Source organism: Amylibacter sp. SFDW26 (assembly GCF_009184395.1).
Lineage (GTDB): Bacteria > Pseudomonadota > Alphaproteobacteria > Rhodobacterales > Rhodobacteraceae > Amylibacter.
On the sequence record NZ_WEIC01000001.1, the window covers coordinates 427,268 to 448,084 of the forward strand.

At 44.6% G+C, this 20,817-nt stretch carries 20 protein-coding genes; 13 read left to right on the plus strand and 7 right to left on the minus strand.

Features of this window, described 5'->3' with window-relative positions; translation table 11 throughout:
• Window positions 1–43: 43 nt before the first annotated feature.
• The 4 genes from F9L33_RS02245 to F9L33_RS02260 are packed head-to-tail and all read left to right on the plus strand — an operon-like array spanning window position 44 to window position 4,475.
• Window positions 44–1,069, plus strand: a complete 1,026-nt coding sequence (locus tag F9L33_RS02245) for a GNAT family N-acetyltransferase (protein WP_152141102.1) — start codon at window positions 44–46, stop codon at window positions 1,067–1,069.
• On the plus strand, window positions 1,066–2,121 hold the full coding sequence (obgE, locus tag F9L33_RS02250) for a GTPase ObgE (RefSeq protein WP_152141103.1): 1,056 nt from the start codon (window positions 1,066–1,068) through the stop codon (window positions 2,119–2,121). The genes F9L33_RS02245 and obgE overlap by 4 nt, the downstream gene beginning before the upstream one ends.
• Complete coding sequence (gene proB / locus F9L33_RS02255) at window positions 2,109–3,215, plus strand: glutamate 5-kinase (RefSeq protein WP_152141104.1); 1,107 nt, start codon at window positions 2,109–2,111, stop codon at window positions 3,213–3,215. The genes obgE and proB overlap by 13 nt, the downstream gene beginning before the upstream one ends.
• 6 nt (window positions 3,216–3,221) lie before the next feature.
• Window positions 3,222–4,475: a glutamate-5-semialdehyde dehydrogenase gene (locus F9L33_RS02260; RefSeq protein WP_226803907.1), complete on the plus strand. Its 1,254-nt coding sequence runs from the start codon at window positions 3,222–3,224 to the stop codon at window positions 4,473–4,475.
• Window positions 4,476–4,548: 73 nt separating this feature from the next.
• Here the strand turns inward: F9L33_RS02260 and F9L33_RS02265 are convergent, their stop codons facing one another.
• Window positions 4,549–5,121, minus strand: a complete 573-nt coding sequence (locus tag F9L33_RS02265) for a DUF882 domain-containing protein (protein WP_152141105.1) — start codon at window positions 5,119–5,121, stop codon at window positions 4,549–4,551.
• Between the two features lie 327 nt (window positions 5,122–5,448).
• Here F9L33_RS02265 and F9L33_RS16020 point away from each other — a divergent pair, with 327 nt between their 5' ends.
• The 4 genes from F9L33_RS16020 to F9L33_RS02285 all read left to right on the plus strand — a co-directional run bounded on the left by F9L33_RS16020 (window position 5,449) and on the right by F9L33_RS02285 (window position 9,739).
• Window positions 5,449–7,059, plus strand: coding sequence for a murein L,D-transpeptidase (locus F9L33_RS16020; RefSeq protein WP_152141106.1), 1,611 nt, complete (start codon window positions 5,449–5,451; stop codon window positions 7,057–7,059).
• Window positions 7,060–7,131: 72 nt separating this feature from the next.
• Window positions 7,132–8,217: a UDP-3-O-(3-hydroxymyristoyl)glucosamine N-acyltransferase gene (gene lpxD, locus F9L33_RS02275; RefSeq protein ID WP_152141107.1), complete on the plus strand. Its 1,086-nt coding sequence runs from the start codon at window positions 7,132–7,134 to the stop codon at window positions 8,215–8,217.
• Between the two features lie 45 nt (window positions 8,218–8,262).
• Window positions 8,263–8,523 (plus strand): acyl carrier protein, encoded by a 261-nt coding sequence (locus F9L33_RS02280; protein WP_152141108.1) that lies wholly within the window; start codon window positions 8,263–8,265, stop codon window positions 8,521–8,523.
• Between the two features lie 7 nt (window positions 8,524–8,530).
• The gene (locus F9L33_RS02285; RefSeq protein WP_152141109.1) at window positions 8,531–9,739 is read left to right on the plus strand and encodes a beta-ketoacyl synthase; all 1,209 of its coding nucleotides are present in this window, start codon (window positions 8,531–8,533) and stop codon (window positions 9,737–9,739) included.
• Between the two features lie 47 nt (window positions 9,740–9,786).
• Here F9L33_RS02285 and F9L33_RS02290 read toward each other — a convergent pair whose 3' ends face one another.
• Window positions 9,787–10,461 carry an invasion associated locus B family protein gene (locus tag F9L33_RS02290; protein ID WP_152141110.1) on the minus strand — a complete coding sequence of 225 codons (675 nt, stop codon included), beginning with the start codon at window positions 10,459–10,461 and terminating at the stop codon, window positions 9,787–9,789.
• 373 nt (window positions 10,462–10,834) lie between these two features.
• On the opposite strand from F9L33_RS02290, the gene F9L33_RS02295 reads away from it, so the two are divergent.
• Window positions 10,835–12,382: a helicase HerA-like domain-containing protein gene (locus tag F9L33_RS02295; RefSeq protein ID WP_152141111.1), complete on the plus strand. Its 1,548-nt coding sequence runs from the start codon at window positions 10,835–10,837 to the stop codon at window positions 12,380–12,382.
• Here F9L33_RS02295 and F9L33_RS02300 read toward each other — a convergent pair.
• Complete coding sequence (locus F9L33_RS02300; RefSeq protein ID WP_370452070.1) at window positions 12,379–13,683, minus strand: HlyC/CorC family transporter; 1,305 nt, start codon at window positions 13,681–13,683, stop codon at window positions 12,379–12,381. The genes F9L33_RS02295 and F9L33_RS02300 overlap by 4 nt on opposite strands.
• 91 nt (window positions 13,684–13,774) lie before the next feature.
• Here F9L33_RS02300 and F9L33_RS02305 point away from each other — a divergent pair, with 91 nt between their 5' ends.
• Window positions 13,775–14,575 carry a metallophosphoesterase gene (locus F9L33_RS02305; protein WP_152141113.1) on the plus strand — a complete coding sequence of 267 codons (801 nt, stop codon included), beginning with the start codon at window positions 13,775–13,777 and terminating at the stop codon, window positions 14,573–14,575.
• Here the strand turns inward: F9L33_RS02305 and F9L33_RS02310 are convergent.
• Window positions 14,572–15,495, minus strand: coding sequence for a site-specific tyrosine recombinase XerD (locus tag F9L33_RS02310; RefSeq protein WP_152141114.1), 924 nt, complete (start codon window positions 15,493–15,495; stop codon window positions 14,572–14,574). The genes F9L33_RS02305 and F9L33_RS02310 overlap by 4 nt on opposite strands.
• The gene (locus F9L33_RS02315; RefSeq protein WP_193221943.1) at window positions 15,492–17,006 is read right to left on the minus strand and encodes a hypothetical protein; all 1,515 of its coding nucleotides are present in this window, start codon (window positions 17,004–17,006) and stop codon (window positions 15,492–15,494) included. Before F9L33_RS02315 ends, F9L33_RS02310 begins: the two co-directional genes overlap by 4 nt.
• A gap of 275 nt (window positions 17,007–17,281) precedes the next feature.
• On the opposite strand from F9L33_RS02315, the gene F9L33_RS02320 reads away from it, so the two are divergent.
• Window positions 17,282–17,830: a shikimate kinase gene (locus F9L33_RS02320; RefSeq protein WP_152141116.1), complete on the plus strand. Its 549-nt coding sequence runs from the start codon at window positions 17,282–17,284 to the stop codon at window positions 17,828–17,830.
• 3 nt (window positions 17,831–17,833) lie between these two features.
• Window positions 17,834–18,949 (plus strand): 3-dehydroquinate synthase, encoded by a 1,116-nt coding sequence (aroB, locus tag F9L33_RS02325; RefSeq protein WP_152141117.1) that lies wholly within the window; start codon window positions 17,834–17,836, stop codon window positions 18,947–18,949.
• A 44-nt stretch (window positions 18,950–18,993) separates the two neighbouring features.
• Here the strand turns inward: aroB and F9L33_RS02330 are convergent, their stop codons facing one another.
• The gene (locus tag F9L33_RS02330) at window positions 18,994–19,215 is read right to left on the minus strand and encodes a hexameric tyrosine-coordinated heme protein (protein ID WP_226803909.1); all 222 of its coding nucleotides are present in this window, start codon (window positions 19,213–19,215) and stop codon (window positions 18,994–18,996) included.
• Window positions 19,216–19,343: 128 nt separating this feature from the next.
• Here F9L33_RS02330 and F9L33_RS02335 point away from each other — a divergent pair, with 128 nt between their 5' ends.
• Window positions 19,344–19,808, plus strand: coding sequence for a MarR family winged helix-turn-helix transcriptional regulator (locus F9L33_RS02335; protein WP_152141119.1), 465 nt, complete (start codon window positions 19,344–19,346; stop codon window positions 19,806–19,808).
• On the opposite strand, the gene F9L33_RS02340 is transcribed toward F9L33_RS02335, so the two are convergent.
• Window positions 19,805–20,767 (minus strand): radical SAM protein, encoded by a 963-nt coding sequence (locus F9L33_RS02340; protein WP_152141120.1) that lies wholly within the window; start codon window positions 20,765–20,767, stop codon window positions 19,805–19,807. The genes F9L33_RS02335 and F9L33_RS02340 overlap by 4 nt on opposite strands.
• Between the last annotated feature and the right edge of the window lie 50 nt (window positions 20,768–20,817).

Consider the following 20,817-nt stretch of genomic DNA (forward strand, 5'->3'; position numbering starts at 1 on the left):
GTCGGCTGAAAAGCCGGCCCTTTTTTTGTTTAAGGGTTTGATTATGAGAGAGGTAAAAACAGAAAGGTTATTATTGCGTCAACTACGCGATGAGGATGCGTATGCTTTAGCTGAGGCTGCTAATAATTTTGAAATTGCAAAATGGTTAAATTTATTGCCGCATCCATATAGTCTGGGTGATGCAAAAGAATTTATAAACAGAATTAGAGATACAAAAACAGAACCATTTGGTGTTTTCAATGATGGTATATTTATTGGTGTAATTGGAACAGAAGGCCCATTAGGGCTTGGATATTGGTTTGCCCAAGAAGCTTGGGGAAAAGGCTTTGGTACTGAGGCTGCAAAAGCTTCTGTCGATTTATACTTTAGCAATCCAGATGCAAAAGAGCTGCTGTCAAGTTATGTTGTCGCCAATTTGGGATCAGCTCGTATTCAAGAGAAGCTCGGCTTTAAAATTGTCGACCGCAAGATTGTCGAACGTAAACATTTAAATGATGTTGAGCATGTTACGACAGTTCTTACACGTCAGGCATGGTTAGAGGCAAAGGAACGCGTAATGAAAACTAAAAGATTAACTTTACGCCCATTAAGACGAAGTGATTGGAAAGCTATACAAAAAATAGGCGGTAATTCTAATGTTGCCTCAATGACTGGTAGCCTAAAAAGCCCATGGTTAGATAATGATGTTCAAGACTGGGTGCAGTTGCGTGTTTCTGATCGCGATATACCCAAGACATTTATTATAGAGATGGGAAATAAAATAATTGGATTTACTGGTATAGGTGGAAACCCAATCTCGCTTATGTATGTGGTCGACCAAGCATATTGGGGACAGGGATTTGCATCTGAAGCTGTATATAAAACGCTAGAGTATACCTTTAAGAGCTCTAGCGCAGATGACATTGTTGCCGATGTTTTCCACGATAACCTTGCTTCAGTACGTATATTAGAAAAGTTTGGCTTCAAATGTATTGGGGAAGATGTCGATACATCGCTGGCACGGGTTGAGCCTGCGCCCGTCTTTCTGTATCGCTTGTCGCGAACCGATTTTGAAAGTCTGAGCTTATGAAATTTCTTGATATAGCAAAAGTATACATACGCTCTGGGGCAGGGGGGAATGGTTGTGTGTCGTTCCGTCGCGAAGCACATGTTGAATATGGTGGTCCCGATGGTGGCAATGGCGGTTCAGGCGGCAGCGTCTTTGCCGAAGCTGTCGAAGGTTTGAATACGCTGATTGATTTTCGCTATCAGCAGCACTTCTTTGCCCAAAACGGCAAGCCTGGTATGGGCAAGCAACGCTCTGGTAAAGATGGCGAAGATATTGTTTTGAAGGTTCCTGTGGGAACAGAAATTCTGGACGAAGACGAAGTGACTGTAATCGCTGATTTGACCGAAGTGGGCCAACGGTTTTTATTGGCCGAAGGTGGCAATGGTGGTTTCGGTAACCTTCATTTCAAGTCATCGCGTAACCAAGCACCACGCAAAGCCAACCCAGGTCAGCCAGAAATTAATCGTGAAATTTGGTTGAACCTAAAATTGATTGCGGACGCTGGTTTGTTGGGTTTGCCGAACGCTGGTAAATCGACGTTTTTGGCTGCCACTTCAAATGCACGCCCAAAGATTGCGGATTATCCATTCACAACATTGCATCCTAATTTGGGCGTTGTGGGCATTGATAATACTGAATTCGTTATGGCGGATATTCCTGGCTTGATTGCCGGTGCACACGAAGGCAAAGGTATCGGCGATCGTTTCCTTGGTCACGTAGAGCGCTGTGCTGTTTTGCTACATCTTGTAGATGGAACATCTGAGACGGCTATTGAAGATTATCATACAATTATCAACGAGTTGAAAATGTATGGTGGTGATCTTGCCAATCGTCCACGTGTCACAGCATTGAACAAATGTGATGCGATCGATGATACGGAACAAGCGCAGATACATAATGAACTAGAGCAAGTTGTAGGGGGCACTGTGCACCAAATCTCTGGTGTGGCACATCAAGGTTTGCAAGATGTTTTGCGTGAATTACGATCAACGATCGATATGCGAAACGCAGACGAGAAAAAGGCCGAGATGGATGATAGCGAGGTTGAGGAGACGACTGGATGGCGCCCTTAAACACAGCAAAACGCATCGTTGTCAAAATTGGATCAGCGCTTCTTGTTGATGCTGAGACTGGTGAATTGCGTCTGAAATGGTTGAAAGGCTTGGCCAAAGATATTGCCGCGCAAAAGCAAGCGGGTAGGGATATATTGGTTGTTTCGTCTGGTTCGATTGCTTTGGGGCGTAAAGTACTTGGTATGCCAGATGGCATATTAACGTTGGAACAAAGCCAAGCTGCTGCTGCGGTTGGTCAAATCCGATTGGCACGTGCTTACGAAGAAATCCTTGAACCCTATAATATTAAGACAGCACAAATTTTGCTGACTTTGGATGACAGTACGGATCGCCGACGTTATCTGAACTCACGCGCCACGTTCACAGCTCTTTTGGCTTGCGATGTGGTTCCTATTGTGAACGAAAATGACACTGTTGCCACCGATGAAATCCGTTTTGGGGACAATGATCGATTAGCTGCACAAGTTGCGTCTATGGCTGGCGCGGATGTGTTGGTTTTGCTGTCTGATGTGGATGGCTTTTACACAGGAAATCCGAAAACAGATGCGGAAGCAAAACGCATTGATGTTATCGAAAATATCACACCAGAACTTGAGGCGATGGCAGGTGATGCAGGTACGGCAAATGCCAAAGGTGGTATGAAAACAAAAGTGATGGCTGCAAAAACTGCAATGCAATCGGGTTGTTCTATGGCGATCATGTTGGGTGATGTAGATCAACCTTTGTTAGCTTTGGAAAACGGCGGAATATGCAGTTGGTTCATGGCGCATGGTGACCCGCAAGCTGCGCGTAAGCAATGGATCGCAACAATGAAGCCTAAGGGGACATTGATCGTGGATGCGGGCGCTGCCAAGGCGCTTAAGGCGGGTAAATCTTTGTTGCCAGCAGGCGTTGTTGGCGGGCAGGGTGGTTTCTTGCGTGGTGATATGGTTTCTATCATTGATGAGAATAATGCTGAGCTGGCCAAAGGTTTGGTCAATTACGATGCTGCCGAGGTGAATAAGATTTCAGGGCGACAAACCACTGAAATAAAAGAAATATTGGGATATCCAGGCCGTGCAAGCTTGGTTCATCGCGATGACATGGTGATGTGAGGAATTATGGATATTAAAGCAACCATGGCTACGATTGGCCAAAACGCAAAAGCTGCTAGCGCAGAGCTGGCGTTTGCTTCTGCAGATGTCAAACAAAAAGCACTCGAAGCTGCTGCCGATGCCGTTTGGACGCGCCGTGCAGATATCATTGATGCGAATGAAAAGGATATGGAGTTCGGCCGTAACAAAGGCCTGACAGATGCCATGATGGACCGTTTGAAATTAGACGAGGATCGCATTCAAAGCATCGTTGATGGTTTGCGTGCCGTTGCTGCGCAGGATGACCCTGTGGGTGCTGTGTTGGCGGAATGGGATCGTCCAACAGGTTTACATATCAAACGCGTCAGCACGCCATTGGGCGTGATTGGTGTGATTTATGAAAGCCGCCCGAATGTGACTGCGGATGCGGGTGCTTTATGCCTTAAAGCTGGCAATGCTGTGATCTTGCGTGGTGGTTCCGAAAGTTTTCATTCATCTGGTGCTATTCATGAATGTCTTGTGGATGGTCTGAAAGCTGTTGGTTTGCCAGAAGCATCTATCCAACTGGTACCAACACGAGATCGCGATGCTGTTGGTGAAATGCTGACAATGACCGATTATATTGACGTAATTGTGCCACGCGGTGGTAAAGGTCTTGTTGGCCGTGTTCAGGCCGATGCCCGCGTTCCTGTATTCGCACATCTTGAAGGTATTTGTCATATCTATGTGGATGCTAGTGCAGATGTATCAAAAGCGCGTGATGTTATCATGAATGCGAAAACGCGCCGTACAGGCATTTGTGGTTCATTGGAATGTTTGCTTGTTGATCGCGGATTTTATGATGCCCACGGCATTCCATTCATCCAAGATTTGTTGGATGCAAATGTAGAAGTGCGTGGTGATGAATACATCCAAAAAATGCGCGGTGTTGTAGCGGCTAAAACTGACGACTGGGGGCATGAATACCTTGATATGATCATGGCTGCCAAAGTTGTGGATGGTGTGGATGGTGCTATTGCGCATATCCACGAATACAGCTCAAATCACACGGACTGTATTTTGACCGAAGATGATGCAGTCGCTGATCGCTTCTTTGAGCGTGTTGATAGTGCGATTGTCATGCGTAATGCATCTACACAATTCGCAGATGGTGGTGAATTTGGTATGGGCGCTGAAATCGGCATTGCGACTGGTAAAATGCACGCGCGTGGTCCAGTAGGGGCTGCTCAACTGACAAGTTTCAAGTATATTGTGATAGGCGACGGTACGACGCGCGCTTAATTTTTAACAGCAATACAAAATAAAACCCGCTTCAAATTGGAGCGGGTTATTTCGTTCTGAGTGTTAAGCTTTCTTAACCGCCCCATGTACGGATTGGACCGCAATCCATGTGTACAAAGTTAGACCGTGAGTAACGCCCAACACCACCACCGTTGCACGATACTGCTGCACGCGCCATTTGGCCGACCGAACGAGAGCTGAGACGAACGTCTGTTGCCATGCCCTTAACGTGATAGCTGTCCTTTGCAACACCGCGGCTGCGGCTGCGCAGCATCGAATTTGTGCGCGAAGAGCGGTAACCAGATAAAAGTTGGAAGGGTTCGTTTGTGTTTAGCAAGTTGTGTGTGGCGGCAAGAACATCCACTTGGCGACGATCAATGTTTTTAACTGAATCTTCGCGCCAATCACGCATGAAATAATTGAATTCTTCAAGGGCGGGTTTTATGTACTGGCCTTCAATCCAATAGATTGTGTCGATGCTTTCGCCTGTACGACCAGAACGCATTGCAATGCGCCGAATATTGCCAGCACCTTTAAGGTAACCAGCGGCACCTGCATATACAGGAGCTGCAGAAATCATAGATACGCCAGCAAATGCACCAAGTAGCTTGCGGCGTGAAATCACGCTATTCGTCTTTCCAGTCATTAAATTGCCTGTCCATTATCCCGTTTACAGCCCTTTTCGCAGAGCCTTTCCTAACTTTCCCTCAAAATTAGGTGAAGACTATATGCCACAAAGTGATTCGTTTTCCAAGTGTTAACTTTGCAGCACTGAAGAAATATACTGCAATCTCCGTGGTTTACGCGATTTTCCGCTTATATGCGCCATGATCCCTTTTTGTTCTTAAGAATTGGTGCATATATGAACCATATAAGCGAATACTTGCCGAAAAGTTGATTGGACAGTTCGAGCAATGATGTAAGAATGCTAATATAGAATCTGTGTAACTGACCGTGTTTTTTGGGGGACACTATGTATTTTTTAAGTAACAACGCCAGAAAGGCGTTTATTCTACTCACAATTTCGTTTCTTTTTCCAGCTATTGCAGCAACAGCGCAAACCGTCGTTAACAATAAAGAGGTTTACACGTCGGTTGCAAAAGTAGGGAAGAATGCAAAAGGTATTAAAGCATTTTACGCTTCCACAAATTACAAACCGATTTGGGTTGGGAGTAAAAATAAAGCACGTCGTAAAGCATTATTGGCATCGCTTAAATCATCGGGCAATCATGGTTTACCAACTGCTCGATATAAGATCGACAAATTGGAAAGCGCATTAAAGTCTGCACGTGGGAAACAAAATGTTGGCTCCGCAGAACTTTTAGCGACTAAGACTTACCTGCAATATGCTCATGATTTGACATCTGGTGCAGTAAACCCAAAAAAAATCGACCCAGAACTTGCTGTTAACCGTCCTCGACGTAGTGATGAGAAACTTTTAGCAGCATTTGCAAAAAGTTCCCCAGCTGGTTTTTTGAAGTCATTACAGCCAAAAACAAAAGAATATCAGAAACTGTTGGTTGAAAAAAAGAAACTAGAACGTGCTCTTGGTGCATCTGCGGGTATTCAATCTATCCCAAGCCGCACTTTGAAAAAAGGATCATCAAGTAACTCTGTTATCTTGCTGCGCCAACGTTTGACTAAATTGGGTTATGGTAAGCTTGGCAATGCACCACTGTTTGATGATGGTCTTAAAACAGCTGTTCAGAAGTTCCAAACAGCGAATGGCCTTAATCCAGATGGTGTTGCTGGTCCTGGTACGATTGGCCGTTTGAACCAAGGTCCAAAGGATAAATTGGTTAAGGTTTTAGTGAACTTAGAACGCGAACGTTGGATGAATTTCCCACGTGGAGATCGCAATGTATTTGTGAATTTAGCCTCTTACACAGTTTACCTAATGGACAATGGCCGTTCGTCATTTGAAACGCGTGCCGTGATTGGTAAGCGCGCCAAAGACAGAACGCCTGAGTTCTATGATGAAATGACACATATGGTGATAAATCCAACATGGCACGTACCACGTTCCATTGCGGGTAAGGAATATTTGCCAATCATCCGCAAAGATCCAAGTTTTTTAAAGCGCCGTAATATGGTGATGATTTCGCAAAGCGGAAAATCTGTAAGCCCTGCAAGTGTTGATTTGTCAGGATATAACGAAAAGAACTTCCCTTATTATATTAAGCAGCGCCCCGATCCCCAAAACGCTTTGGGTCTAGTGAAGTTTATGTTCCCGAATAAATACAACATCTATTTGCATGACACACCAAGCAAAAGCTTGTTTAACCGTGAAGTACGTGCATTCAGCCATGGTTGTGTGCGTTTACAAAAACCGTTCGATTTTGCCTATAAGCTTTTGGAAAAACAAACATCGAACCCAAAAGGGGCCTTCCACACATTCCTAGATACTAAGAAAGAGCAATATGTAAACTTGGCAAAACCTGTGCCTGTATATTTGACATATCGCACAGCATATTTCGGTGATGCCTCTGCAGTATCGTTCTATCCAGATATCTATGGGCGCGATAAAAAAGTGTTTAACGCTTTAAGCAAAGCTGGGGTTTCATTGAGGGCAGTTCAAAGCTAAAATAGTTTTAACTGGTTCATTTTTTTACGGGCGGCTGGTGCAAATCAGGCGCCCGTTTTCATAAGGCTTCACATGACACACTATACTATCAAAGACATTGCCACAGCACTTGGTGCAGAGGCAGCAGGCAACCTTGATCTTGTCGTAACAACTGTAAATCAACCCCAACACGCGACTGCAGATCATTTGGCTTTGGCAATGGAGGAAACCTACAGTGATGCACTGCAAGAAGGGAATGCCAAAGCAGCTGTAGTCTGGGACGGCGCAGATTGGCAGTCATTAGGATTAGAGGCTGCAATTTTTGCACCTAGATCACGGTATGTCTTGTCGGGTGTAACACATGTTTTCGAAAAGAAACCTCAAATTGGATCGGGTATACATGCATCCGCTGTTATTGATCCTTCTGCAAAGATTGGTGCGAACCCATCTATTGATCCATTCGTTACCATAGGTGCAAATGTCACAATAGGGGATAATGTTCGCGTAGCATCACATGCATCAATCGCCGAAGATGCTGTGATTGGGAACGATGCTCTTATTTTGCAAGGTGCTCGCATTGGTGCGCGTGTTCGTATTGGTAATGGTTTTATTGCTCAACCGAATTGTGTGGTTGGCGCAGATGGATTTTCCTTCGTAACTCCACAACCTGGTGCCATCGAAGAGGCACGCAAAACAGGTACGATCTCTGCTGCAAGTGAGACGGCTGGTTTTGCGCGTATTAACTCGCTTGGTGCCGTGTCTATCGGGGACAATGTTGAAATCGGGGCGTGTTCGACGATTGATAGAGGAACCATAGCTGACACTGTAATTGGTAACGGAACAAAGGTCGATAATGTCGTGCAAATTGGCCATAATGTTGTGATTGGTGACAACTGTTTGCTTTGTGGCAATGTTGGCATTGGTGGCAGTACAGTCGTTGGTGATCGTGTTATTTTAGGCGGCAAATGTGGTGTTGCCGATCACGTCACAATCGGGTCTGATGTGATTGCTGCTGGCAAAACTGGGATATCATCGAACGTACCGCCAAAACGTGTTATCATGGGTAATCCAGCTGTGAAAATGGAAACAAATGTTGAAATTTACAAAGCAACGCGACGTTTGCCAAGGCTTGTCGCAAAGGTCGCGGCACTCGAAAAAATTGTTTTCAAGAAAGACTAAAACCGCTATGGGAAGCTGTAACTGAAATATGAGGATATATCAGTCATGTCTGTTGAAGATAAAATCATTGCGATCGTGGCTGAACAAGCCTTTTTAGAGCCCAGTGATGTATCACCATCATCTACATTAGAAGAGTTGGGCGTCGACTCCATGGCGCTGGTAGAGTGCATTTTTTCAATAGAAGAAGAATTTGATATACAAGTTCCCTTCAATGCAAATGATCCAAAAGCATCGAGCTTTGACATTTCATCCATTAAATCCATTGTGACGGCAGTCGAAGATCTTATTGCCGCCCAGAAAGCATAACAGACTCATGCGCCGTGTTGTTATAACAGGACAGGGTACAATCAATGCTTTGGGCAAAGACGTTAAATCCACATTGGGTGCTATGTCTAATGGGGCGTGCGGGATTGATACATTGGAATTTGCCAATGTGGACCGTCTGAACGTTTCAATTGGTGGTCAAATCAAAGATTACAGAGCAGAAGATCATTTTAGTCGTCAAGAAATCGGTTTGTATGATCCGTTTACTCAATTTGCCTTGATTGCCGCTAAAGAAGCGATTGCTCAAAGTGGACTGGAATTCCCAGAGGAATTGGCAACACACACAGGTGTTATCTTGGGCACTGCTGGTGGCGGCTTAACCACACAGGATGAAAATTACCGTTCCGTTTATGAGGACGGTAAAAATCGTGTACATCCCTTTGTTGTGCCGCGTTTAATGAACAATGCTGCTGCAAGCCACATCTCTATGATTTACGGTTTGAATGGGCCAAGCTTTACTGTTGCAAGTGCATGCGCGTCCTCTAACCATGCAATGGGGCAAGCTTATCATATGATCCGCTCAGGCATGTCCGAGGTGATGATCACAGGTGGTAGTGAAAGTATGTTGTGCTTTGGAGGGATCAAAGCATGGGAAGGCCTGCGTGTGATGTCAAAGGACGGCTGCCGTCCGTTCTGTGCTACACGCAATGGTATGGTACAAGGTGAAGGTGCTGCTGTTTTTGTGTTTGAAGATTACGAACATGCTAAAGCACGTGGCGCAGATATTTTGGCCGAACTTATTGGTTTTGCAATGACTTCAGATGCTTCTGATATTGTGATGCCTAGCCAAAAAGGTGCTGCCAGTGCGATCCGTCGTGCGTTGCGTGATGCTAATGTATCACCAGAAGATGTTGGATATATCAATGCACATGGTACTGCGACTGCGGCTAACGATAGAACTGAATGCGCTGCAATCCGTGAAGCTTTGGGCGCTGCGGCTGATACTGTCATGGTATCTTCAACCAAAGCAATGCATGGTCATCTTATTGGAGGCACAGGTGGTGTGGAATTACTCGCGACGATTGCAGCCGTTAAAGATGGAATGATAGCTCCAACAATCAACCATTCCATAGCTGACCCTGAGTGTAATTTAGATGTCGTTCCAAATACTGCGCGCCAACAGAAAATCAATGTGGCCATTACGAATGCATTTGCTTTTGGTGGGCTAAATGCCGTTTTGGCACTGCGTAAAGTATAAAAAGCCCTGCTAAAACACAGGGCTTTTCCTACGAATGAGGTGTGGAGTTATTTACCCTTCAAGGCATTCCATGCTGCTGTGAAACCTGTCAAAGACAAATTAAGTTCGATAGGGTTCTTTGGATCTGCTGCAGCAACGATCGTCATTACCGCCTTACTACCTTTTTTCATGTTATCGACTTCTGTTTTTGTTAAGCCATAACGTGCAATACACCCTAGTGCGTCACACCAACCAAATGGATATTGCTGGGCTTTACCCGCATCCACGCGCATTGTTGCTTTTGATGTTAACAAAGTTCCAAGTGGTGATATGAAATCTACACCAGCTTCTGCTTTCGCAGCTTCGGCCAAAGCAGATACATAGTATTGTGCAACAGGGTTGTCGTCTTTATCAACAAGAAGTTGGTATAAACGGCATCGCTCTGGTTCACCTTCTGGCAAAACAAAACAAGCTACTTTCCAATCTCCATGTTCAGATTTAACAATTTCAGTTCCAATTGGAACTTTCTTTGTCTTCCCATCTTCTGAAATAGGAAACTTTTCATCATCCTTATTCACTACTTCTGGTTGCGCTTCTTCAACTTTTGGTGCTTCAGTTTTTGCTTCTTCGGCAGCTTCAGTTGTTGTTTCTTCTGCAGCTGGCGTTGTTGTGTCTTGTGCAAAGCTTGCTGCGCCAAAACTTAGGCCAAGAGCAACCATAGATGTTAGGAATACATTATTCATTTAAAATCTCACTCATTCGATTCATTCAAACAGAGTAATACAAAGCAAATAGAAGTTTGTCAGGTCAAATTTTGTGACGGCAATTTGAGGCAGTTTGCTAAGCGAGTTTATGCCAATAAAAAAAGACACATCTGATGATGCGTCTTTTTTGTGCCTTTTTGGCATTCTCCCTATCGGACTGGCCGAATTGTGAAAAGAATTTAGAACGTAAGAGTTTATCCGTCAACAGCCTAAGTATGTATTTTTTAAAGAAAATGTGTTTGTTTTGTGAAATATTTTGCAAAAATATAATGAATTTTTAAGAAGATTGTTTTTTGTCAAGTTTCAAGCCATATAGTTATGCAAAACTATTATGGAATAAAGGGCGGGTTTCATGTCTGAAAATGATCGTATTTTTATTGGCGGCGGTGGCGAAGATTACACCACTCACCAAAATTTGATCTTAAAATATGCTAACAGGCATGGTTTGATTGCAGGCGCAACTGGCACTGGTAAGACAGTCACGCTGCAAATTTTGGCGGAAAGTTTTTCGAAAGCAGGTGTTCCTGTTTTTATGTCAGATGTTAAAGGTGACCTGTCTGGCATCGTGAATGCCGGTTCCCCAGATTTTAAACTGCATGATGCTTTCACAAGCCGCGCAGAGAAAATCGGCTTTGAAGATTATGGATACGAAAGTTTTCCAGTTACATTTTGGGACTTGTTTGGTGAGCAGGGGCATCCTGTACGCACTACAATTACAGAAATGGGCCCGCTTTTACTGTCACGCCTTTTAGGGTTACGAGAGGTACAAGAAGGTATTTTAAATATTGCATTTCGCATTGCTGATGAACAAGGCCTTGCTTTAATGGACCTTAAAGACTTACGCGCAATATTGGTATGGCTCGGTGAAAACGCCAAAGAAGTTTCTTTGAAATATGGTAATATTTCAGTATCTTCAATTGGAGCAATTCAGCGCAAATTATTGGTATTGGAAAATCAAGGTGCATCTAATTTTTTTGGTGAACCTGCATTGAATCTAACTGATATGATTACGACAACGCCAAACGGGCGTGGACGCATCAATATTCTGGCTTCTGACAAACTTATGCAGTCGCCTGGTTTATATGCGACTTTCTTACTGTGGATGTTATCTGAACTCTTTGAAGAGCTTCCTGAAATAGGTGATCCAGATAAGCCAAAGTTTGTGTTCTTTTTTGATGAGGCACATCTATTGTTCGATGAAGCCCCAAGTGTTTTGATCAAAAAAGTAGAGCAAGTCGTTAGGCTTATCCGTTCAAAAGGGGTTGGTATCTATTTCGTAACTCAAAGTCCGACAGATATCCCTAATGATATTTTGGGGCAGCTTGGCAACCGAATACAACACGCACTGCGTGCGTTTACGCCAAGAGATCAGGTTGCCCTGAAGAGAGCTGCAGCAACATTCCGAACAAATGAAAGATTTGATACGGCCAAAACACTAATCGAGTTAAGCATCGGCGAAGCTTTGGTTTCGACATTAGAAAAAAAAGGTATGCCCACGATTGTTGAACAAACGCTTATTCGTCCACCATCGTCACAACTTGGCCCAATAACAGCTGCTGAACGAGATGCTGTTATTAAACAATCCCATGTTGCGGGTCTTTATGAGACTGAAATGGATCGTGAATCTGCGTTTGAAATTTTAGGCGAACGTTCAAGAGCTGCTGCTGAAGAAGCGCGTTTAGCAGAAGAAGCTGAAGAAAAATTAGAAGCCGAAGAAAAGTCTCGCAAATTAGCACGTCGTTATGATGCAGAAGAGGCCAAGAGAACAACTCGACGTCGATCTTCTCGGGGGGACAGCGTTGGTACTACATTTGCCAAATCTTTGGCACGCCAGTTGGGTAGCAAAGCAGGGCAAACTTTGATCCGCGGTGTCTTAGGCAGCCTATTCAAAGGCCGTTAAGACAAGGGACGTACTTTTAACTTTGTAATGCGGTTCTGTTCCCGTCCCACAATTTGGAAGCGGTATCCATGAAAGCTAAAAACTTGACCAATGTTAGGGATCATCTGAGCGTCATAAATGACAAGGCCAGCCACTGTGTTTGCTTCTTCATCGGGTAGGTTCCAATCGTATGAACGGTTCACATCGCGGATCGTTGCTGCACCATCGATTTCATAGTTACCTTTGGCATCTTTGCTCTTTTCCAACTCGTCATCAGTGTCGTGTTCATCGGTAATTTCGCCCACGATTTCCTCTAGAATATCTTCTAATGTGATCAAGCCTTGTAAGGCACCATATTCGTCTACAACCAACGCGAAATGTGTGTGGCGCACAAGAAATTGACGCATCTGATCGTCTAACGTAGTCGTTTCAGGTACGAAATATGGTTTCATCGCAATGTCGAGTATCTTTAACTTCGACATGGCTTTTTCACGATCCGCCCCGTTGCGAAGCAACTTTTCTACAACGCGCAATAGATCTTTGGCATGTATGACGCCAACGATGTTTTCTGGATCGTCTTTAAACAGCGGTAAGCGCGTGTGCGAAGAGTCTAAACACTGGCGCACAATGGATTGTGGCTCATCATCGACATCAATCATTTCAATATCAGAACGGTGTAGCATGATCTCTTCAACTTCGCGGTCTTTTAAATCAAGCGCGCCTAGCAGACGGTCACGGTCGTCTTTTTGAAAATTACCTTCCACGTGGCCAAGTGCAATCGCACCTGCAATCTCCTCTTGGGCTGCATCGGTATCATTTCCAGTCATCTTTACGCCGAACAGACGTAAGACATTGCGCACAAATAATTGAACAGCAGCTACAATTGGGGATAAGAAAATAACCAATATACGAATAGGGGCAGACACACCTGTAGCCGCTGCCTCTGCATTGGTGATCGCATAGGTCTTTGGAAGAACCTCTGCAAAAATCAAAACTAAAATAGTCATCACAAGCGTTGCAAGCGCCACACCACTTTCGCCGAACAATCGTGTAAACAGGCTGGTGGCAAGGGCTGTGGCCAAAATATTCACTAAGTTATTGCCCAGTAAAACTGAACCAATCAAACGTTCGTTATCATCTGTCAACAATAGGGCGCGTTTTGCGCCACGCGACCCTTGCTCGGCAAGGCCGTGTAATTTACCGCGGCTTGCAGCCGTCAAAGCCGTTTCAGAGCCTGAAAAAAATGCTGAAATGATCAATAGCGCAAGAATTGCGACGATTGTGATCCAAAAAGCTGCATCTAAATCAGCTGAAATTAACATTATGGTTTCCATCCGCGTGGATATCCTTACATCTAAACCTGTCCCATATGTTATGGGGCTTCACAGATGCCACATCAAGGGATGTAACGATATGAAAATTCAGGATTTGGGCGAAATTCACGGCGATATGTTGCTGTTTGGTGGCGTCTATTCAAATCTTCATGCCTTAGATGCGTTTTTAGACGTAGCAAATATGAATAATATCGCGCCACAAAATATTATCTGTTCTGGAGATGTCGTTGCGTATTGTGCAGATGCACGGGCTTGTTGTGACAAAATGCGTAGCCTAAAATCACCTGTCTTAGCTGGGAATTGTGAAATTCAATTAGCTGCAAATGCTTTGGACTGTGGATGTGGTTATGACGAAGGATCAGAATGTTCATTGCTTTCGCGGGGGTGGTACGCTCATGCAACGGATCAAGTCAGCACAGAAAACAAATCATGGATGGGGGGATTGCCAGACCGCATTCTCTTCATTCACAACACTAAAAAATATGTTGTAATTCATGGGGGAGCATTAGATGTCTCTCGATTTATTTGGCCTGTGACCTCAGATGATGTCATTATACGGGAAATCGAACTTCTGGCCGAACAAGTGGGCCCAATTGATCATGTGATAGCAGGCCATTCTGGCATCCCAATGCAACGTATTGTCAAAGGTGTTCAATGGACCAACTCAGGTGCGATAGGCATGCCATCCCATAATGGTAAGCCGCAAACACACTATGCCCTTTTGGGTAAAAATGGCATTGAAATCAAAGAATTAGAGTATAATTTTACTGCCGCATCGATTGCAATGGAACAAGTTGGCCTAGTACAGGGGTATCATGAAACCTTAAAGACAGGCTATTGGCCTAGCGAAGACACTTTGCCATCAGAGATGCATCTTTAATCTTTTGCCATTGGATGATGATCCAAAACTAATGATTTCAATTTTTCATCTAGAACATGTGTGTAAATCTCTGTTGTTGCGACATCTGCATGTCCCAAAAGCATTTGGATAACACGTAAATCAGCACCATTTGCCAACAGGTGTGTCGCAAAAGCATGACGTAAAGTATGAGGTGTCACCGTATCGGGGCTGACACCAGCATTAACGGCTATTTCTTTGACTAAAGTGTAAAACCGAATACGTGTCAGATGACCAAGCTTACCATTTGAAGGGAACAAGAACCTTGAAGGCGCTTTCCCTTTTGTTTGCGCCATAGCTTCGCGTGCATCACGTTCCTTTAAATATACAGCCGCTGCCATTTTTGCAGGCGGCGATAGAGGCACCATACGTTCTTTGCCACCTTTACCCTTAACCAACAACATTTCTGGATTACCACGAATGGCTGCAACGGGCAGGGATACGAGCTCGGATACGCGCATACCTGTGGCATAAAGCAACTGCATTAAGCATGTGTTGCGTAAGCAGTCGTATTTTTTGCGCCCTGTTTGTGTCGAGGCCTCTAATAACCGATCAACATCGGCCTCGCTTAACGTATTAGGCAGGTGTTTGGTCTTGCGGGGACCTTTGATTTGGGCTGATGGATCATCAGGCCGCCAGCTTTCTTCGAATGCAAAGCGGAATAATTGGCGCACAGCAGATAATCGCCGTGCTCTTGTAGACGCTGCCATCCCACGTGTTTCCAGATCAATAATATAGCTTTCCACATCTGCACGTTCTGCAGATTTGAAATCGTGTTTTATGCCACTCAAAAACGCTTCAAACTCACGTAGGTCACGTGCATAAGCCATGATTGTGTTCTCAGAGGCATCTTGCTCAGCTTGGATAGCCTCAAGGAAGGTTTCAATCCAATGTCCCGTCATGTGTTTTTTCCTAGAACCAGAAGCTGAATTGCAATGCGTTTAGCTTCTTCTTTAAAACCGTCATAAGCCATAACAGAGAGCGCTGTTTCAATATCCCCAACATCCGTTTCTGGTCCATCATGCAGCAACGTTAGGGCGGATATAATAGCTTCGCCTTTTCTGTTGTCTTCAATTGCAAGATGCAGAGCCGATTTTTGGCTGAAACCTTGCAAAGCATTAGATATTGCGGATTGCATATCGGTCTTTGCTGGTGTTGTGAAGTCGTCAGACAGTATAGATATAATGAACTGATCATCTTGTGCACTTGAAGCAAATTTCGGGGCTAATGCGGTAGCATCTGGGTGTAGAACTGCCAGCTTAAATGCAATCTCTTGGGCTGCTGATGTTAAGTCATGATCTAAAAGTGCAGGCGCGAACCAATCTGCCAGTAAAAATTCTAAATTTATATTTTTCAATTGGTTATAAGCTTCTACTAAAGTATCTGAAAGCTTGTCATCGTCCCCTGAAGCAAAGGCATCATTTAGTTTTTGAACAGCTGCGACACGGTCCCAGACACTTCCAGAGGCAGATGGCGAACCCTCTAGGTAAAGGTTTAACAAAGCCGTTGTGGGAAGTGCATTTTCACGCACCAATCGTTCTGCAGATGTAATCCGTACTTTCCATCCTGCATTGTTTTGCAAATCTAAATGAAGAAACGCTAATGGTAAGCTGTGTGCCGGGCGTGGTAGTGCCAGGCTTTCACGCATTACGAATGTTAAAGGCGTTAATTTTTCTGGTAATTCAGGGGCTGCATCGCTTTCGAATGCCTCTGGATCCAAAAACATACCAGCTAAGAGTGCTTCCTGATCAGAAATAGATCCGATCGCTTGACTGGTGGATAACGTTAGTTCAGCCGCTTTCCAATCTCCAAGACGGGCAAGGCAAAAGATACGTGCCTGAAGTGTCGGTGCAAAATTTGGATTGTTTGCCATACGCTTGCATGCGTCATCTGTGCGTTGCGTTAATATACTGACATCAAACCACCGCCGAAACAATTCAGAGTCTTGTGGATTGGCCGCTTTGAGTAAAGCTTCGGCTGGATCAAGATCACCTGCCATTAAGAGATTGTCTAAACGGGCTGCAAGTAACGAATGGGATGATGTCCCAACGACTGGCGGATTGATCTCAGCCAAAACAATACGGCGCCATAGCGCTGTTATAGCAGGGATTTGGCCTTTTGGTGCATTGCGTATAATAACAGCCAAACGTTCAACATTACTGGTGCCCCAAAAATCAATTGGGATGCCTGATATTTGCGATGGAAATAGCCCAACAGTATCTTTTTGGATGTTTGTCAGCGTTGTCGTTTCAATCCCCTCGATAGAGATGCCCTCCAAAGGCTTCTCTGGCGCCACAGTTTGCGGTTGTTCAAGAGATTCTGACAGCCAATCAACAGCAGAAAGCGGATCAGAATAGGTTTGAGTCGCTAAAACTGACAAAGTTAGCGCGACAAAAGCAGATCTAGCTATCATTTGAAGGTACGGGTTGAATGATTTCTACATTCGGGGAAGAAATATCGCCGAAATAAGAATACCCAACCAAGCCTATCAGGCTTAAAATTGCCAAAACGAATAAAAATTTTATCAAACGACCCATCAAATTACCTTAACTGCCTGTTAGTGGACGGTTCCACCTTGTCTTGTCTGGCTGTGATGTTATCACGATTATAGGAAAAGTCATCCGTCTGGGGCAAGTTGCAGCAAAACTTCGCCACTTTGTGATCGGATCGGGAAAGTTGGGGTTCATTGTGAGCTACAAATTGACAAAAACCATTGTTTTAGTTGGGCTTATGGGCGCTGGTAAAACTGCTGTGGGTCGTTTGGTTGCGCAAGAATTTGGCGCAAAGTTCCTAGATTCGGATGAAGAAATTGTAAAAGCTGCGAATATGTCTATTGCCGAGATATTTGAGCGCGATGGCGAACCGTTCTTTCGTCAAAAAGAAACACAAGTTCTGGATCGTTTGCTCGAAGGGGAACCTTGTGTACTGTCCACGGGTGGTGGAGCCTATATGTCTGCTGAAAACCGTCGCTTGATAACGGATAAAGGCGTTGCTTTATGGTTGAACGCTGATTTGGATATATTGTGGGAACGTGTCAGGCATAAAAACACCCGTCCTTTGCTGCGTGTTCCTGATCCATATGCCAAACTTTCTGAGCTTTATGATGAACGCGCTCCGTTTTATGCTAAGGCAGAACTATCAGTGGAATCTGAACCCAATCTCAGTTTGGAAGCGATGACAGATAAAACTGTGCAAGTATTGTTAAATAACCCGCTTAGCGGCGTGCAAAAAGGATAACACATGACGCACGAAACCGTTCATGTTGATCTAAAAGATCGTTCATATGATATTCTGATTGGCCCAGATTTGGTGCCAAATGCTGCAAAGCATGTGAAACCGTTTTTAAACAGAAACCACGTTGCAATCGTCACAGATGAAAATGTTGCCGGGTTACATTTGCAAACACTCCAGGATGGTTTGTCGGCTGAAGGTATCACATCATCTGCGTTAACTTTACCTGCGGGTGAGGCCACAAAATCATGGCCGATGTTGGAAAAAACCGTTGAATGGTTGCTGGCCGAAAAGATCGAGCGCGATGACGTCGTGATTGCGTTCGGAGGTGGGGTTATTGGTGATTTAGTGGGTTTTTCTGCCGCTATTTTACGTCGTGGTGTTCGATTTGTGCAAATTCCAACATCACTGTTAGCACAAGTTGACAGCTCTGTTGGGGGTAAAACAGCGATTAATTCCCCGCATGGTAAAAATCTGGTCGGTGCCTTCTATCAACCACAATTGGTTCTGGCAGATGTGGATATCTTGGGCACGATGACCGAACGTGATTTTCTGTCTGGCTATGGCGAAGTTGCTAAATACGGCCTTTTGGGTGACGCACAATTCTTTGACTGGCTCGAAGAAAACGGCCCTGCATTGGCAGCAGGGGATGTGGAAAAGCGCATCTATGCTGTGAAGCGATCCTGCGAGATGAAAGCTGATATTGTATCGCGTGATGAAAAAGAGCGGGGCGACCGCGCGCTGTTGAACCTTGGGCACACATTTTGCCATGCATTAGAGGCGGCAACGGGATACTCAGATCGTTTGCTTCATGGTGAAGGGGTGGCCATTGGGTGTGCTTTGGCGTTTGAAACCTCTATGCGTCTGGGCTTATGCAGCCAAGAGGCGCCCAGCCGTGTGCGTGAGCACCTAAAAGCGATGGATATGAAGGTGGATTTGGCGGATATTCCAGGGGAACTGCCTGATGCGGATGCTTTGTTGGAGTTGATGTACCAAGATAAGAAGGTGCAATCTGGTAAGCTGACATTCATCATGGCGCGTGGCATTGGCGAAGCTTATGTCGATCGCGATGTTGATTTGGATGTTGTAAAATCAGTTTTAGAAGACGCCCTAAACCAACGCTAATCACTTATAAAACAGCGTATGGCACGAACGCCACACGCTTTTTGTTATTTCCAATAGTTATTTGCAGCAGCAACCGTTTGAAAATTGGTGGCAACGACTTGCGATACATTGATCAACGCGTCTGAATCACTTGCATAGATTGGGCGCATCTTTTCACGTGCGGTATCATCTGGTTGTGTTTTTTTCACGGCCATGCGGGATAGTTTGATTGCAATCTCATAACCTTGCTCGGGCGTGTCGGCGATTAGGCTGGGTAACCAAGACATTGTCTTCTCCATTTTATATTGTTAACAATTGTATTGTATGCAATTAAAATACAAAAGCTTGCCAGTAAGTCAATGCTGGAATATCGAAAAGAAAAGGGGCCTTGGTCACAATATAAGGAATGATGTTGATGTCAGAACAGAAAACCAGTTCAGAATTGCCAAGCACTGCTGACGAGTTGATTTGTTTCGCAGTTTATTCCGCAGGTCACGCGTTTAACCGTGCTTACACGCCTTTGCTGAAAAAATTGAACCTAACATATCCGCAATACATCTTATTGACGGTTTTATGGGAAGAAGATCATCAAACTGTGGGATCGTTGTGCCATCATATGAAATTGGATTCAGGTACCGTCACGCCGCTGTTAAAGCGATTAGAAACCCTTGGGCATATTCAACGTAAACGCAGTGAAAAGGACGAGCGCCGTGTTATAGCATCGCTGACAGACACTGGGCGTGCATTACAATCGCACGCAGGTGAAGTTACAAAATGTATTGTTGGTGCAACAGGGATGGATTTGCAGACATTGGATGGTTTGGTCGAAACAATTCATGCTTTGCGTGACAATCTTATGCAATCGCCAAAGCAGGACTAGGCTGAGCAGCTAGCGCCACCTAAAACACAGAATTTTGCACAATGTTTGTGGTTTAACTTCACAGCACCTTCGGCCTCTTCCAAAGTTTCACCCAGTTCAAATTCAGGGCTATACGGCAGCAATGTACAGGCCAAAACCGCTGGTTTATCTGCACCCTTACGTTTCACAACCATACGCGATGATGCGCACATAATATCGCGTGGAGATTTGTTTAATATACCCCAGCAAGCTGTTGTAATTTCAGGAACTTCCACAGTTTCATCCATCTCAGGAAACAGCACTGTCATGCCAGGGCTATACGCATCTATTTCAAAATTATGCTCTTCAAACAGGGCTTTGTATCCTGCGCGGCTGTCTTCGTCACTGTCACCCCAAAGTGTACGACCCGCAACTGCCATAGTGAAACCATTGTCACGCAGCCACTGCATACCTTTGATGGTCACGGCATAGCTGCCCTTTCCACGTTCTTCGTCGTGTAATTCGGCCTTAAAGTGATCTAGTGAAATACGCATTGTGATTTTATCGCCATACTGCGCTTGCAACTCTAACAATCCAGCTTTCACAGTTTTGCGCATCATCGGCAGCATGGCGTTTGTCAGCACCAAAACCTCATATCCGCGTTCCAATGAAACGCGCATCATATCGATCATATCTGGGTTCATAAACGGTTCACCGCCCGTAAAGGCAATCTCGGTCGTGGCCCATTTCCGTTCTTCGATTTGATCCAAATACTCTTCAACTTCTGCCGTGGTTATATAGACCAGAGCGTCGTTTTTTGGAGAGCTTTCAATATAGCAATTCAGGCATTCGATATTGCACAAAGTGCCCGTATTAAACCAAAGCGTTGTGGCTTTCATCAAAGGCACAGAGGCGCGGTCTTCGCCCTTTGCGGTAATGTTTGGGTTTTCAAACTTCCCGTAGGGGACTGCGTTTTTCGTGTCAAAAGATTGGTCGTTCATGCCAATTGCCTGTTTTATCGTCCTATTTTTGCTACACTTTTTACGGGCAT

Excerpts from the sequence above, each read along its gene's own strand:
- F9L33_RS02245 (WP_152141102.1), top strand. The coding sequence starts at position 44 with ATGAGAGAGGTAAAAACAGAAAGGTTATTATTGCGTCAACTACGCGAT.
- obgE (WP_152141103.1), top strand. The coding sequence starts at position 1,066 with ATGAAATTTCTTGATATAGCAAAAGTATACATACGCTCTGGGGCAGGG.
- proB (WP_152141104.1), top strand. The coding sequence starts at position 2,109 with ATGGCGCCCTTAAACACAGCAAAACGCATCGTTGTCAAAATTGGATCA.
- F9L33_RS02260 (WP_226803907.1), top strand. The coding sequence starts at position 3,222 with ATGGATATTAAAGCAACCATGGCTACGATTGGCCAAAACGCAAAAGCT.
- F9L33_RS02265 (WP_152141105.1), bottom strand. The coding sequence starts at position 5,121 with ATGACTGGAAAGACGAATAGCGTGATTTCACGCCGCAAGCTACTTGGT.
- F9L33_RS16020 (WP_152141106.1), top strand. The coding sequence starts at position 5,449 with ATGTATTTTTTAAGTAACAACGCCAGAAAGGCGTTTATTCTACTCACA.
- lpxD (WP_152141107.1), top strand. The coding sequence starts at position 7,132 with ATGACACACTATACTATCAAAGACATTGCCACAGCACTTGGTGCAGAG.
- F9L33_RS02280 (WP_152141108.1), top strand. The coding sequence starts at position 8,263 with ATGTCTGTTGAAGATAAAATCATTGCGATCGTGGCTGAACAAGCCTTT.
- F9L33_RS02285 (WP_152141109.1), top strand. The coding sequence starts at position 8,531 with ATGCGCCGTGTTGTTATAACAGGACAGGGTACAATCAATGCTTTGGGC.
- F9L33_RS02290 (WP_152141110.1), bottom strand. The coding sequence starts at position 10,461 with ATGAATAATGTATTCCTAACATCTATGGTTGCTCTTGGCCTAAGTTTT.
- F9L33_RS02295 (WP_152141111.1), top strand. The coding sequence starts at position 10,835 with ATGTCTGAAAATGATCGTATTTTTATTGGCGGCGGTGGCGAAGATTAC.
- F9L33_RS02300 (WP_370452070.1), bottom strand. The coding sequence starts at position 13,683 with ATGTTAATTTCAGCTGATTTAGATGCAGCTTTTTGGATCACAATCGTC.
- F9L33_RS02305 (WP_152141113.1), top strand. The coding sequence starts at position 13,775 with ATGAAAATTCAGGATTTGGGCGAAATTCACGGCGATATGTTGCTGTTT.
- F9L33_RS02310 (WP_152141114.1), bottom strand. The coding sequence starts at position 15,495 with ATGACGGGACATTGGATTGAAACCTTCCTTGAGGCTATCCAAGCTGAG.
- F9L33_RS02315 (WP_193221943.1), bottom strand. The coding sequence starts at position 17,006 with ATGATAGCTAGATCTGCTTTTGTCGCGCTAACTTTGTCAGTTTTAGCG.
- aroB (WP_152141117.1), top strand. The coding sequence starts at position 17,834 with ATGACGCACGAAACCGTTCATGTTGATCTAAAAGATCGTTCATATGAT.
- F9L33_RS02330 (WP_226803909.1), bottom strand. The coding sequence starts at position 19,215 with ATGTCTTGGTTACCCAGCCTAATCGCCGACACGCCCGAGCAAGGTTAT.
- F9L33_RS02335 (WP_152141119.1), top strand. The coding sequence starts at position 19,344 with ATGTCAGAACAGAAAACCAGTTCAGAATTGCCAAGCACTGCTGACGAG.
- F9L33_RS02340 (WP_152141120.1), bottom strand. The coding sequence starts at position 20,767 with ATGAACGACCAATCTTTTGACACGAAAAACGCAGTCCCCTACGGGAAG.